Below are 14,629 nucleotides of genomic sequence, written 5' to 3'. Positions count from 1 at the left end.
TGATGGCAGACCTCAAAAAAAGGCAAAGTCACTCTGGCCGGAAGCCCTGGACAGAGAATCCAGAACGGCACCTGAATGAAAAACATCCAAAATATGATTATCAATTCATAAATAATATTATTGTGGTTAGAGGAAAATATAGTCTTAAAATTGGATAAGGAATATTTTTCTGTTATTAAAATATGACTGGGAATGAGATCCTTTTTTATATATCAAATAAATGTTGATTTTCTATTATGTTATTATTTTCATATATGATATTACTAATTAATTCGAGCGCCTCATGCCAGTAAAAATAAAAGATATTCCAGGCCCTTCAGCGCGTCCAAGCCCGCCGAAGCTATTACGCTGGATTGCTGTTTTGGTTTGTATAGTAACCATTGGGATACTACTAATGCGTTTACTGGGAAAATACATCGATAATGATAGATTCTGGTGGCTTGCTATCGGGGTTCCATTAGGGGGATGGGGCATTGTTGCTTCTTTCTTTATGTCCGTATTTGTGCTCCGTCATATCAGAGCCAATGCATATGACAGGCGTCGCGAACAATATATTTTAAAGCAGGTCCGTCGTGGGCGGCGGGCGCTACAGATCTTGTCGGCTGAATGTATTACGGCTCATACAACCGACTTGCGGCTGACGACTATTGCAGAGTCGTTACAGCGTAATCTCAACGTGTTATTTCCACAGACGAGTTGGGGAGGAGGAGATAATATTCGCCACAGTCGTTTGCCTGCGGCGGAAGGTATTCCAATCGCGTCTGTTGTGGTTACAGCGTTCAGCGCATTGTTACAAAAGATCTCTGTGTCACTTTTAACACTGCCGGCAGATAACCCTGTCGCGATTTTGCTTGAATCTTCTTCTTCTTTACCAGAGGCAGAAATTAAAACTATCTGGCTCCAGGTTTGGCAGAAGTATGGTATGGAGCAACCTATCGAGTTTGTTAGTGGGCAGGGGCTGGAGGCTGTTGATCGCTGGCTTGATTATCGTATTAACGAAAACACAGTATTGCTGGTTATCGCCTTGCAGATAGCCCCGGAAGAGCCTGATATGACTGCTGAGGCTGTGGTGGGTTTGTTGCTGGGGAATCAATTAACCCAAAAAACGTTGATACCCTATGCATTACTACATCGTCCGGAAGCATCTGCGATGAATGCTAATGCGCTGCAAGAGGGCGTGCTACAAGCAGCAGACTGGGTTCCTCTGTCACCGAATGCGATTGAACATCTCTGGTTATCTGGCATTAATGAAACCAGTGACGCCAGAACCAGTGTGTTTGTTGTCCAAGGCAAGCCGCCGTTGGACCATATTTCTCAGAACGTGGGTCTGCACGACTTTAACCGCTACCTGGGCTATCCTGGTTGTACAGCCCCTTGGCTGGCGATCACTGCAGCAGCTCAACTCATCAGGAATACACCCGCAGCGCACATGATTATCAGTGGTGAGCAGAACAGTGATGTTGTCTGGAGTACCGTGATATCCCCTCATGCTTCTTTACCGCAAGGAGAATAATTCGTGAAGCATATTTTTGTATTGATGAAAAAATCAGAATTCTGGTTCTGGGCCGTAAGCATCACTATTTTGTTGGGTTGCGCGGTAATGTTTTTGCTGACTTGGCAGTATCCGCTACTGCTGGGATTACAGCCGGATACCCCGGAGCGTAAAACTTGGCTCATCAGTTTGTGCGTGGGTACCGGAGTGCTGACTATATGCTTATTGTTGATGTTCTTTAGTACCCGGACATCAGGAAAAAAGAGTTTTGACAGGGAAGTACAGAGGACATTAGGCGACGATGTCCCGACTCCAGCCAAAGAAACAAAAACTGAAAGTGCAGTCCAGACCGAATTTTCAATGATTAAAGCCCACCTGCACAGTCGTTACAACTTCTTCTGGCGCCGCAAAGTCCGTCTGTTACTGATAACCGGCGATGAAACCGCCATCGAACAATTAGTTCCGGGTCTGCAACAGCAGCAGTGGCTTGAGGGTAACCGCACCGTACTGATTTATGGCGGCAGCCTGTCCACTGAACCGGACAAGGAAAAATACACCGCCCTGCGTAAACTGCGCCGGGGTCGTCCGCTGGATGGCATTGTTCGGGTGATCCCCGAATCGCTTAACTTAACGCCACAAGTTAGCGATAACGACCTGCGTGGGCTGGAAAAAATCAGTGAACTGCTGGGCTATTCCGCCCCTGTCTGGCTGTGGCAGCTGTGCAACAGCAGCTGGTCGCAGGCGGAGCGTACAGAGCAAGTGGTGGGGGCACAGTTCCCGCTGCGGGCCCAGGCTGAGGATATCCCCCGTCAGCTTGAACGGATGCTGCCTGCCCTGAAAGAGCAGGGTGTGATGCAGATGGTGGAGAATAGCCGCCATGACTTTCTGCTACGCCTGGGTCAGTACCTGAAAACAGGCGGTATTTTGCGCTGGAGCCAGCAGCTGGCTCCCTGGTTATCGGCCTCCCAGCTGCGTGTTCCTTTGCGTGGTCTGGTATTCAGCCTGGCGGAGAAAAGCACCGCTAACCCATTTGAGCGCACCTTTACGCCTGCTCCGGCTGATGCCGAGCAGTATATTGCCCCATCACAGCGCCACGCCCTGACGCTGCCCGTGACCTGGCAGGGTATTGTGGATGACTGCTCCCGTATACATGGCCGCCGGGTCGGTATGGCCTGGGAGCGAACGCTTGCCTGGGGCATAATGGCCGTGGCCGGTATCTGGGGGGCAGGTATGCTGCTTTCCTTTGCGCTGAACTACAACCAGATAACCTCGGTGGCGGCAAAAGCCAGCGAACTGAGGGAAAACTCTGCCGTTTCAGATGAAAAACTCACGGCATTGCATGACCTGCGTAATGATGCCGGTCGCCTGCAGCATTATGTTCAGGAAGGCGCGCCCTGGTATCAGCGCTTTGGTCTTGATCATAACCGGCAGTTGCTTGACGCCATGCTGCCCTGGTATGGCATTGTCAATAACCGCCTGATCCGCGATCCGGCCAGTGTAGCCCTGTCGCAACAACTCAGCGCCCTGGTGAATTCGCCCCCCAACAGTGATCAGCGCCAGAAACAGGTGAAGCAGGGCTATGACCAGCTGAAAGCCTGGCTGATGATGTCGCGCCACGACAAAGTGGATGGCGCATTCTACGCCCGGACAATGAAAGCGGTTCAGCCCTCCAGACCGGGTATTTCAGACGGGCTGTGGCAGAGTCTTGCGCCGGATTTATGGGCATTCTATATCAATGAGCTACCGCAACAGTCCGCGTGGAGTATCACCCCGGACGCCCAGTTAGTCAGCCAGAGTCGTCAGGTGTTATTGCAGCAGATAGGCCGTCGCAATGCGGAAAGCACGCTGTATGAGAATATGCTCAAATCCGTACGCCGTAATTTTGCGGATGTCACCCTCGAGGATATGGCCAGTGGCACCGATGCCCGTCGCCTGTTTTCCACCGCTGAAGTGGTGCCGGGCATGTTCACCCGTCAGGCGTGGGAAGGCGGTATTCAGCAGGCGATAGAGAAGGCGGCTCACTCACGTAAGGATGAAATCGACTGGGTACTGAGCGACTCCTTCCAGACGGTATCTGCGGACTTATCCCCGGAGGCATTAAAAGAGCGTCTGACCCGGCGTTACTTTATCGATTTTGCCGGCAGCTGGCTCTCTTTCCTTAACAGCCTGCGACTTAATCCGGCGCACAATATTGCGGATGTCACGGACCAGCTGACCCTGATGAGTGATGTGCGTCAGTCCCCTCTGATTGCACTGATGAATACCCTTGCCTGGCAGGGACAAACCGGGCAGCGCAACGAAGCCCTGTCGGACTCGATAATCAAATCAGCCAGAGACCTGGTGGGCGGGAAAGATAAGCCGGTGATTGACCAGTCGGTGTCAGGCCCGCAAGGCCCGCTGGATGAAACCTTTGGTCCTTTACTGACGCTGATGGGGAAAAATACGACCAGTAGCCTGGTCTCTGCGGATAACTCGCTCAGCCTGCAGACCTATTTAACCCGTATCACCCGCGTGCGTCTGCGCCTGCAGCAGGTGGCGAACGCTTCCGATCCGCAGGAGATGATGCAAACCCTGGCTCAGACCGTCTTTCAGGGGAGAAGCGTGGATCTGACTGACACCCAGCAATATGGCAGCCTGATGGCCGCCAGCCTTGGGGAAGAGTGGAGTGGTTTTGGTAACACGATGTTTGTACAGCCACTGACCCAGGCCTGGGAAACGGTTTTACAGCCTTCAGCCGCGAGCCTTAATGACAAATGGAGCCGCTCAGTGGTGGCGAACTGGAACACCGCCTTTGATGGTCGTTTCCCGTTTGCGGCCAGTAAAAGCGAAGCCTCCCTGCCGATGCTGGCCGAGTTTATTCGTAAAGACAGCGGCCGTATTGATCGCTTCCTGACCACGGAACTGCGGGGTGTGCTGCATAAAGAAGGCAGCCAGTGGGTGCCGGATAACACCCACAGCCAGGGACTGACCTTTAATCCTGCTTTTCTTAAAGCGGTTAATCAGCTCAGCCTGTTATCGGACATCCTTTTTACCGATGGCAGCCAGGGAATAAGTTTTGAACTGCAGGCGCGCCCGACAGCACAGGTGGTGGAAACCCGGCTGACCATTGACGGACAAAAGCTGCACTACTTTAACCAAATGGCCGACTGGCAGAGCTTCCGCTGGCCGGGGGACACCTTTAAACCCGGCACCCTGCTGACCTGGCACAGTATCAAGGCCGGAACACGTCTGTTTGGTGATTATAGTGGCACCTGGGGTTTTATTCGCTGGCTGGAGCTGGCTAAACGTCAGCGAATTGACCGCAGTCAGTGGATGCTGAGTTTCACCACACCGGACGGCCAAACCCTGCAGTGGGTTCTGCGCTCGCAGTTGGGCAATGGCCCGCTGGCCCTGCTGGAACTGCGCGGATTCACGCTGCCAAATCAGATCTTTATCGTGGACAGCGCCGCCGCGGCTCAGGCGCTGATGAGCAATACAAAAAACAGTGACATGTATGAAGAAACAGAAGAATGACCCCTGCAAAGCCGGATAACGGCCTGCAAAGACCGATGCTGCTTCGGAGCGTTCGGATAAAGTTCGCTCTGGTCAGCAGGTGGTATTGTGCAGTTAACCCGCATTAAATTTTGCAATGAGGAGGATAAACGGTGAAAGGTTATTACCTGGTGCAGGGCGATAAAACCGCCTGCGGCGGAACAATTCTGGAAGGCGATTCGAAAAATACCCTCGCGGGGATCCCTGTTTCGCGTGAGCAGGACAGTGTGACCTGTGGAAGACATTCGGGTATTTATAAAATTATTGGAGGCATTCCGCAAAACAATGTGAATGGTCGCAAATATGCCGGCTCCTTGCACAGTAAAAGCAGCTGTCCGTGTGCCGCAATGCTTATCCCGTCTCATAGCGAACGCAGTTATGAGGCATAACATTTTATTTTTTCGCTGGTAGCTAGCTGCTATACCCAAAATAACGCGAGTTGCTTGTAGGTGCCTGGTCTGGCCCGTCGATGAGCACAGATAAACTTGTGATTCGGCTGTCCTCATCACGGCAATACCCTGGCAACTTGAAGTATGGCGGGGATAATCAGAATATAACATTTGGGTTTTTATGGACGACTTAACTCTACGCTATTACGACGCTGAAATGCGTTATCTGCTGGAAGCTGGCGAGGAATTTGCCCGCGCGCATCCGGAACAGGCGGCAATGCTCAATCTTGATAAAGCGGGCGCGCGTGACCCCTACGTGGAACGCCTGTTCGAGGGCTTTGCCTTTCTGATGGGAAGGCTGCGCGAAAAACTGGACGATGACCTGCCGGAACTGACCGAAGGGCTGGTCAGCCTGTTGTGGCCGCACTATCTGCGCACCATTCCGTCGATGTCGGTGGTGGAATTCACCCCGGACTGGCCGGAAATGAAAGAACCGATGCGTATCACCAAAGGTTTTGAAGTCCTTTCCCGGCCGATGGGGGAGAAAGGTACGCGCTGCCGCTACACCACCACCAAAGAGATTGGCCTTCAGCCGCTGGCGCTTGAACGTGCCAGTTTATCCACCGATCCTGATGGTCGATCGGTGATTACATTGCGTTTTAACTGCAGCAGTCTTGCGGACTGGACCCGTATCGATCTCAGCCATATTCCTTTTTATCTGAATGCCGACGCGCCGCTGGCCTGCGCGATGCATGAAGCCTTTACCATGAACACCTCGCACCTGCGACTGCGGCTGCCGGGGGAGGTGGACAACAGGCCACTGGACGGGTATTTCACCGCGCTGGGATTTGGCGATAACGATGACCTGTGGCCGAAAGGAAGCAGCAGTTTCAGTGGCTACCAGCTGTTGCTGGAGTATTTCACTTTCCGTGAAAAATTTATGTTTACCGGCCTGCGCGGCCTGGAAACGGTGGACTTTCCGGCCGAGCTTCCCTGGTTTGAAATTGACGTGATACTGGCTGAACGCTGGGAATATGACTTCAGCTTTACCGAAAAGCATTTGCGCCTGAACTGCGTGCCGGTGATCAACCTGTTCCCGCTGGAGTCCGATCCGCTGACGCTGAACTCGCTCCAGACCGAGTATTTGCTGCGCCCGATGCGTGTTCAGGACGGACATACCGAGATCTACTCCGTCGATTCGGTGATGTCATCCAGCCAGCACATTTACGTGCCTTTTTCGAGTTTCCGCCACAAAGGCGGGATGATGCGCCATCAGGCCCCGGAATATTACTACCATACCCGCGTACGGCGTGGCCCGTCAGGGCTGTATAACACCTGGCTTATCCTTGGCGGCGAAGCCTTTGATAACCACACCGTACCGGAAGATGAAAGCCTCTCCATGACGCTGACCGGGACTAACGGTCAGTTGCCGCGGCGGACGCTGCAAAGCACGGTGCTTGATACCGTGGTGAAAACGACCTCAACCAGTATTGCTGTACGTAACCTGTGTATGCCAACGCTCCCCTGTTATCCGCCGGCCCAGGACCGTTTTCACTGGCGTGTACTGAGCCATCTCGGCAGCAGTTTTCTGTCGATGATGGATAACGCCGATGTGCTGCGCGGCACGCTGGCGCTGTATGAATGGACCGACAGCGAAATGAACCGTCGCCGTCTGGAAGCGATTATTGACGTAAAGCACAGCGAAACCGAACGTTTTGAGCAGGGGTATCTGGTTCGTGGCGTCCAGATTGAAATCACTCTCGACAGTCATGGTTTTGCCGGAAAAGGCGATATCTGTCTGTTCGGTGAAATGCTGAGCCGCTTCTTTGCGCTCTACACCGATATTTATCTGTTTAATCGCCTGATTATTATTCTGCAACCGACAGGGGAGCGTCTGGAATGGGAAGAGAAGCACAACCGCCGTATTCCCGGCTGACTCCGCGGCTGGAAGCTGACCTCCAGCGCATTAACTTTTACCGTTTATGTCAGCTGCTGGAAAAACGCAACCCGGATAAACCACTGATAGGCGCTACCAGCCATCCTGCTGACGATCCGGTGCGCTTTGCGCCGCATCCGGGAATGGGGTTTCCGGCCAGTGAACTGAAAGGCGTTGAATACGACGAAAACGATAGCAGCAAACCACCGGTTATCCGCACCAGGTTTATGGGGCTGTACGGCGTTGATTCCCCGTTACCCACCGCCTATCTCGATGATATCTCCCAGCGGCGGGAAGGGCACGAGGCGTTACAAGGGTTTCTGGATATTTTCAGCCACCGTATTCTGACGCAGTTTTACCGTATCTGGCGTAAATACTCCTTCCCGGCCACCTTTGAAGCCGGGGGGAACGACGAGATTTCCCAGTCACTGCTGGGGCTGGTGGGGCTGGGTATTCCCGGGATAGCTAACCATATCGATACGCCGGTGTCGCGCTTCCTGGCACTGCTGGGTGTACTGCACCTGCCGGGCAAAACCCAGGAAGGCATGCAGGCACTGGTCACGCTGCTGGCACCGGAGACCACGGTCAGGGTGAGTCCGTACTGCCTGCGCCCGGTGACTGTCAGTCATCCACTGGGTTTTTATGGTGATGAGGATTTTTTACTGGACGGCAATACCCCCCTGGGCGATGAAGCGATGGATGCCAACAGCCAGTTGCTGATAGCCCTGACAACGGATAACCCGCAGGAAGCACAGGGCTGGAAGCCAAATGGCCTGTTGTATCAGGACTTTCTGGTGATGCTGCGGGTATACCTGGGCTGGCGATTTAAGGCCAGGATAACCCTGACGACCGCTACCCGGTTGCTGGTGGCACCGCCCCTGGGGGAGGGAGCCTTCTGGCTGGGGATGAATGGGGTACTGGGAGGGGAGGGCGATGACCTTCCGGATGATATTCCTCAGACTTTTACCTCAGAACTGGGTGACTACAGCGGGCTTGCGCCTGCGAAACCACAACAAGGAAACCGACGTGTTACGTACAAGTTTAACTAAAACTGCGCGCTGGATCTTACCATTGCTGGCATTCAGCCTGGCGGGCTGCGGGGTGACGCAGAAAGTCAGCGAAGGAACCAAATCAGCCTTCAATGCTGTGTTTTACAAGAATATTAAGGTACTGCATCTGGATTTTACCGCACGTGAAGCGCTGAATACCGACGCCCGGGAGAGCAACTCCCTTTCTGAGTCGGTGGTGATCCGGGTGTATCAGCTAAAAGATAGTAAAGCGTTCGACAGACTGGTCTATCAGCAGCTGCTCCAGGAAGGGGAAATAAACCTGAAAGCCGACTTGCTTTCCAGTCGGGATGTCATCCTGAAACCAGGGGGAGATGTGAACCTTGATATGCCAATGGAAGAAAAGACCCAGTTTGTAGCGGTGGCAGGAATGTTCCGCCACCCTGACCTGGTCAGTAATACCTGGAAGCTGGTGATTAAACGTGAAGAGCTGGACCCGGATAAACCGCGCATCATTGAAGCAGGCAACAACCAGCTGACCCTGCAACCGCTCAAAGACTAATCATCTTTCCTTTGAACCGAGCCGTGGCGAAAACCCGCGGCTCCGTCGATGCCCGATAATATACCGCGTCTTCTTAATTGCGGGTGCATCTATACTTGAAGCATGGGTTTTCGTCCGGCAGCTCAAAAACCCATACTCTCCCGATACCTTAACCTGCACCTGAGACCAGAAATTCCATGTCAATAAAATCGCAGTTCCTCAAAAAATTACAGGCCAGACATCCTGCTCCTGTCCCGGCTCACAATAAGAGTCAGGCTGATATTGCGGCATTTGCCCTGCGAATGGAGCAGTTACAGCAGACAATGGATGAATGGCTGCAAGGTACCGGGCTGACGCCTGAAACGCAGGCGATCTCTGTCACAGACCTGCTGGTCGAGGGCGGAACCTTTCATATTTCCGGGGTAGTTCTGCGTTATGAAGAGCGGGCAGTCAGATTTATGCCGTTATATCTCTACGGCCAGGGTGTGACGGGTTGTGTGGAGGTGACTCTCCATATGGCAGGGCACGTGACACCTCTGGGACGTCTGTTTATGCGTTCAGGAAATATCATCGGCGACTGGGTTTTTACTCCCCCCGATACCTTACCCCGGGCCGGGCAGAGATTTGATGAAAACACGTTCTTTGAACTGATTTTAGCGTTGTTGCCGTAGCGGAACGTCTGTCGCGAGTAACAACGTGAACAATGACCTGTTTGATTTTTTAACAAGAAACTGTCTTCAGCATTGATACGGCGCTGAATGCTAAAACAGACTTTATGATGATGCACAGGAGGTGTACTGATGTCATCCCTTCAGGCTTTACTGAGTGCCTGTAAAACAGAACAAGGCGCGCTGCTACAACACACCCAGGAACGGGTGGCATTATGGGATAACTGGTTGCTCCCCATTCCCGGCGACTCAGCGGTCGGAGAAGATCCCGGCTACGAGGATGATTTCCAGCAGATGCGCGAAGAGGTGAATAAACTCTCCGGAGCGGATACTGACCTTATTTGTAACCTGGCAGAAAAACTGCTGACGACCCGGGCGAAAGATATTCGCGTGGCGACGTATTACTGCTGGGCCAAACTTCATCGCGAGGGTGAAAGCGGGCTGGCTGACGGACTGGAACTGCTGATCGGGCTGATGGGGCGTTTTGGGGCTTCGCTTCATCCCCAGCGAGCGCGTAGCCGCAAGGCGGCGCTCGAATGGCTGGCGGGTTCCCGCATGGTTGACAGCCTGTCCCTGTACCCGGAAGTGGTCAGAGAGCAGGCGCTGCGTACCGTTGGCGCGCTGTTGCTGATGGCGCAACAGGCAGAGCAGGAGACGGAAGAGACCCAGCCCCAACTGGGCGGTTTGTACAGTGCGCTGAGCACCCGCCTGATGAGAGCCGGGGGCGTGGATGCGGTGGTGCCGCAAAACGCCAGTGAAAATACGCCCGTGCATGCCGCGTCTTCACAGCCGACCCCGGAATTGAGCCGTGTCACCTCCGGGCAGGATCTTCTGACTCAGGGGCGCATGCTGGCAACCTTCCTGCGGGAACAGCCCGATGGCTGGCTGGCGGCCCATCATCTGATGAAAAGTCTGCGCCATGACACGCTCCAGGAGTTGCCGATGATGGCGAGCGATGGCCGTACGCGTATTGAACCGCCAAAAGCGGATCAGCGGGCGTTGCTTAAACGTCTCTATCTGCAGCAGAACTGGGGTGAAATTCTGGAGCAGGCAGACAGTCTGTTTTCCCGTGGCGCCAACCATCTGTGGCTGGATCTACAGTGGTATGTGCACCAGAGCCTGGTGAAACAGGGCAAGAGTGCCCTGGCCGATATTATTGCCGCTGACCTGAAAGGATTACTGACCCGTTTACAGGGGCTCGAAACCCTGGCCTTTAATGATGGCACCCCCTTTGCCGATGAAGTGACCCAGAACTGGATAAAGCAGCAGATAATGGATAATCCAGGCGAATGGCGCAGTGAGACGGTCAGTACCCCCAATAACCATGCTGACAGCGATATATTGCAACTGGAGTCTGAGGCGATATCCCTCGCAGACAGTGAAGGCCCTGAGGCTGCTCTGAGCTGGCTACAGCATCGCCCGGGCGTGGTCACGCGTCGTCAAAAATGGCTGCTGCGTTTACTCAAAGCGCGTATTGCCGAGCAGTATGGCAAAAATGAGCTGGCGACCCATCTGCTCTGCGAACTGGATTCCCAGGCAGAGGCGGTGACCCTGGTGCAATGGGAACCGGAGCTGTTATTTGAAGTACGGGCGCGGCATCTGAAGTTATTACGTATGAAAGCCGGGCGCAGCGAAAGTGATAAAACCCGCCTGCAGCCAGAAATGGATCATCTGCTGGCAGGGCTGATATCCCTTGATCCGGCCCGCGCCGCTGTTTTATGCAGCTAAAATTTATCAGGAAAAATCACATCTATGAACGAATTAACCCGGAGTGATGATAAAGCAGCAACAGGGCAGGAACACATGGCGACAACCCGTTTATTTAAGGCTTGCGTTATTGAAGCCAGTGATAATTCTCTGATGATACTGCGTAAGGATAAATAATATGCCCCGGCCTTCACTCTACGATACCCTCTGTGGCAACTTTAGCGGTGGTCTGGATCTTCAGCAGGTAAGCGAAGAAAACCAGGTGATTCTGTCAGTACTGGACAATATGCAACGTATTCTCAGTTGCCGTGCCGGTACGCTTGCCCATCTGCCTGATTACGGTCTACCGGATATGACCCAAATCTTGCAGGGAATGCCGGGTACCGCGCATCAACTGATGAGTTCCCTGTCATCGGTATTACTGAAATATGAGCCGCGACTGAAAAGTATCCGGGTGGTTATGCAAGAACAAAAACAACCGGGTGAACTGCGCTACGCTATTGATGCGGAACTCAAAGATATTGGCCTGGTACGTTACGGCACCGAGTTTATGCCGGAAGGCCGGGTCTTGCTGCGCCATCTTAAACAGCAGCAGTTTCTTGATAATCGTCCCCGGCTCTAGGCGGGACGTATGCCGGGATGACCGCCAATAATAGCGCGAGTATCCGGGCTGCTATAGCAGCGTATACGTTCCCCTCAGCCATGCTTTCTTTCACTTTTAACTGACAGACAATACCCGTGAATAATCATAATCAACTGAAAACCGGCGCCGACCCTCGCGGGCTGGCGGATTATACTGCTCTGCGTGATGAACTGGCTAAACTGAACCATCCGGCCCGCCCGGACGTTGACTGGCAGCGTGTTGAACAGCTTAGCCTGTCGCTGTTTCGCCAGAATGGCGTTGAATTACAGACCGCTTCCTGGTACACCCTGGCCCGTGCCCGTCTGGACGGAATGGCGGGCCTCAATGAGGGGCTGCTTATCATGAAAACATTGCTGACCCACCAGTGGGGAGTGATGTGGCCTCATCCCGTGCATGCCCGAATGGATATTCTCACCGGGTTCAGTCAGCGCCTGCGGTCGACGCTGCGTGCGCTGACCTTTTATTACGCTGACTTGCCCCAGGTTTATCAGGCTGAACAGCACCTGAACGCGATGCTTGATGCGCTTCAGCGCCTGGAACTGAAAAATATTAGCCAGATGGGGGCGCTGTGTCGTTTTATGCACAGTACCGCCACGCGGCTTGAAACGATGGATAGCGGGGAGGATATCAGCGCTGTCAGAACATTACCGGAGCCCTCTCTGCCGCCAGACTTAACGCTGCAGCCTGAACCTGAACCGGAGCCCACCCTGGCATCAGATTTGGCCGCACGGCCTGAAATGGTACCGACGCCTTCCCCGTCGTCAGACCTGACTCTGCAGCCTGAACCTGAACCGGAGCCCACCCTGGCATCAGATTTGGCCGCACAGCCTGAAATGATACCGACGCCTTCCCCGCTGTCAGACCTGACTCCGCAGCCTGAACCTGAACCTGAACCTGAACCTGAACCTGAACCGGAGCCTGAACCTGAACCGGAGCCCACCCTGGCATCAGATTTGACCGCACAGCCTGAAATGATACCGACGCCTTCCCCGTTGTCAGACCTGACTCCGCAGCCAGAACCCGAGCCGGATACTGGGGGGCGGGTAGTGCCTTGCACGGATAAAACGCTGATTGCTACTGCGGGCGAAGAGCCGATAGCCTCGCCTCTACTGACACCGCCTGCCAGGCCAGCTTCCACCATGGCCTGGCGCAGTTTTATCGCCGGCATGCTGGTGATGCTGATAATCGGTGCCGCTACGGTCTGGGGCTGGCATAAACTGTCCCCCACACCCGAGAGTCTGGTACCGGTTGATGCCAGTGAGACATCGCTGACCACCCTTGAACAATTGCCCCCGTTGTGGCGGCAAAACTATGGTTTTGCCCTTGCGAACCGCGCCGGAGCGGGAACGGCGAATGCCGAAGCACTGACTACGCAGTGGCAGCGCTATATCACCGGCAATGCGCTGCCGGTGGAGGATCTCTCCGGCTGGCATCAGGGAATGGAAGGGCTGCAAGAGTTGACCCGCCGCCTGAATACGCTGGATGAACGTAAAGGTAAATACCTCACAGGCTCTGAACTGAAGTCGATGGTATTTACTATTATGCAGAACTTCTCCCGCACTAAGCCGGTGGAAGAGCAGCTCTATCTGCTAAGCCAGGCAGATGCCGATTCCCCGATCCTGCCCGGACAACTGACACAGACCGATATGCAGATAAATCAGCTTCTGAACCGTTATGCGCTGATAAAGCAGCAGGCTGAAAAACCCTGAATATGATGACGATTACCAGGCCAGCCCATGACCCGACATCGATTTCAGGTATCAGCGCAGTGGTCCGGAAGGGTATGACAAGCATACCTGGCAGCGGGAAGGTGTCACTGGTGAGGATGGTCGGGAGAAAGGCCCCTGGAGTTTGAGTCTGATGGTGAGTGTCTGGGTACCAACGGACACCATCCCGGAGGTTACACTGACCGCGGCCTATTGGCCGGACAGCAAGGACCCGGATAACAAACTGGGTATGATGATTAAAGCGACACAGGGATAAAATAGTGGGCAAGATTAAACGACGGCGGGCACAGCAGGCAGCGCGTGAAGCAAGGGATCAGCCACCGCGTTCACGTTTAAATCATCCTGTTAAGGAGTGGACCGGGGATTTACCCGACAGAGCAGAAGACTGCGGTTCTCCCCCAAAACTGATTTGGGTGAATGAACTCAATGATGTATGGATGGAGCTACCGCGTTACGTAAACCATGGTTGGGGGAGGGGATGGTTTGCTGCCATAATAACTTCGACCTGTTTTTTATATTTTTTTTTCTCTCTCAATATCATGAGCGATATGCTGGCTGATATATCATCGTTTTTATTTTCTGTGGTGACTTTTCTTCCTCTAGGGTTGTTTTGTTTATTTATTGTTCGAACAGTTTTATTCGAACCCCGCGGAGCCCCCGTTCGCTTTAACCGCAAACGGCAGAAAGTCTATGTTTACGAATTCCAGAAAAGCGTCTGGCCGTGGAAGCGCTGGCGCCCGGTTATCAAGGTCTTTGACTGGAAAGATATTCACGGGGAATGGGTAATGCGGCGGGCACATGCTGACTGGGGACACCGTATTTACTGTGCGGTCTGCAAGCCGGGTACTTTTGATGTCAGGGACCGTTTTATTCTGACCTGGACCGTGGGCGGAATCGACGAGGCGGGAGGGCTGTGGAGCTTTTGTCGTCACTATATGGAAAAAAAACCGGTGCCAACAGCGCCGTTGTACAGAGACAAGCCCCGGGA

At 53.6% G+C, this 14,629-nt stretch carries 13 protein-coding genes; all 13 read left to right on the top strand.

The features are described 5' to 3' along the window. The first annotated feature begins 283 nt into the window (after positions 1–283). Positions 284–1,513 (top strand): hypothetical protein, encoded by a 1,230-nt coding sequence (locus Q1A40_RS22445; RefSeq protein WP_300005901.1) that lies wholly within the window; start codon positions 284–286, stop codon positions 1,511–1,513. A 3-nt stretch (positions 1,514–1,516) separates the two neighbouring features. Continuing rightward, a complete protein-coding gene (locus Q1A40_RS22440; protein WP_367275783.1) occupies positions 1,517–5,005 on the top strand; it encodes an ImcF-related family protein in 3,489 nt (1,162 codons plus the stop codon). A gap of 131 nt (positions 5,006–5,136) precedes the next feature. Next, on the top strand, positions 5,137–5,412 hold the full coding sequence (locus Q1A40_RS22435) for a PAAR domain-containing protein (RefSeq protein WP_300005899.1): 276 nt from the start codon (positions 5,137–5,139) through the stop codon (positions 5,410–5,412). Positions 5,413–5,593: 181 nt separating this feature from the next. After that, a complete protein-coding gene (tssF, locus tag Q1A40_RS22430; protein WP_300005896.1) occupies positions 5,594–7,348 on the top strand; it encodes a type VI secretion system baseplate subunit TssF in 1,755 nt (584 codons plus the stop codon). Next, positions 7,312–8,397: a type VI secretion system baseplate subunit TssG gene (tssG, locus tag Q1A40_RS22425; RefSeq protein WP_300005893.1), complete on the top strand. Its 1,086-nt coding sequence runs from the start codon at positions 7,312–7,314 to the stop codon at positions 8,395–8,397. Before tssF ends, tssG begins: the two co-directional genes overlap by 37 nt. Further along, positions 8,375–8,917 (top strand): type VI secretion system lipoprotein TssJ, encoded by a 543-nt coding sequence (gene tssJ / locus Q1A40_RS22420; protein WP_300005890.1) that lies wholly within the window; start codon positions 8,375–8,377, stop codon positions 8,915–8,917. The genes tssG and tssJ overlap by 23 nt, the downstream gene beginning before the upstream one ends. A gap of 176 nt (positions 8,918–9,093) precedes the next feature. Then, on the top strand, positions 9,094–9,567 hold the full coding sequence (locus Q1A40_RS22415) for a hypothetical protein (protein ID WP_300005888.1): 474 nt from the start codon (positions 9,094–9,096) through the stop codon (positions 9,565–9,567). Between the two features lie 129 nt (positions 9,568–9,696). Next, a complete protein-coding gene (tssA, locus tag Q1A40_RS22410) occupies positions 9,697–11,292 on the top strand; it encodes a type VI secretion system protein TssA (protein WP_300005885.1) in 1,596 nt (531 codons plus the stop codon). A gap of 24 nt (positions 11,293–11,316) precedes the next feature. Continuing rightward, complete coding sequence (locus Q1A40_RS22405; RefSeq protein WP_300005883.1) at positions 11,317–11,448, top strand: hypothetical protein; 132 nt, start codon at positions 11,317–11,319, stop codon at positions 11,446–11,448. Between the two features lies 1 nt (position 11,449). Then, positions 11,450–11,893, top strand: coding sequence for a type VI secretion system baseplate subunit TssE (gene tssE, locus Q1A40_RS22400; protein ID WP_300005881.1), 444 nt, complete (start codon positions 11,450–11,452; stop codon positions 11,891–11,893). 116 nt (positions 11,894–12,009) lie between these two features. Continuing rightward, a complete protein-coding gene (locus tag Q1A40_RS22395; RefSeq protein ID WP_300005879.1) occupies positions 12,010–13,623 on the top strand; it encodes a VasL domain-containing protein in 1,614 nt (537 codons plus the stop codon). 151 nt (positions 13,624–13,774) lie between these two features. Further along, positions 13,775–13,897: a hypothetical protein gene (locus tag Q1A40_RS22390; protein WP_300005877.1), complete on the top strand. Its 123-nt coding sequence runs from the start codon at positions 13,775–13,777 to the stop codon at positions 13,895–13,897. Positions 13,898–13,901: 4 nt separating this feature from the next. Beyond that, a partial coding sequence (locus tag Q1A40_RS22385; RefSeq protein WP_300005874.1) for a DUF6708 domain-containing protein occupies positions 13,902–14,629 on the top strand: 728 nt, incomplete at its 3' end.

This window comes from uncultured Cedecea sp. (genome assembly GCF_947498825.1).
Classification (GTDB): Bacteria; Pseudomonadota; Gammaproteobacteria; order Enterobacterales; family Enterobacteriaceae; genus JGM124.
Note: the sequence above shows the minus strand (reverse complement) of the source record. Positions and strands in the feature narration are given on the sequence as shown.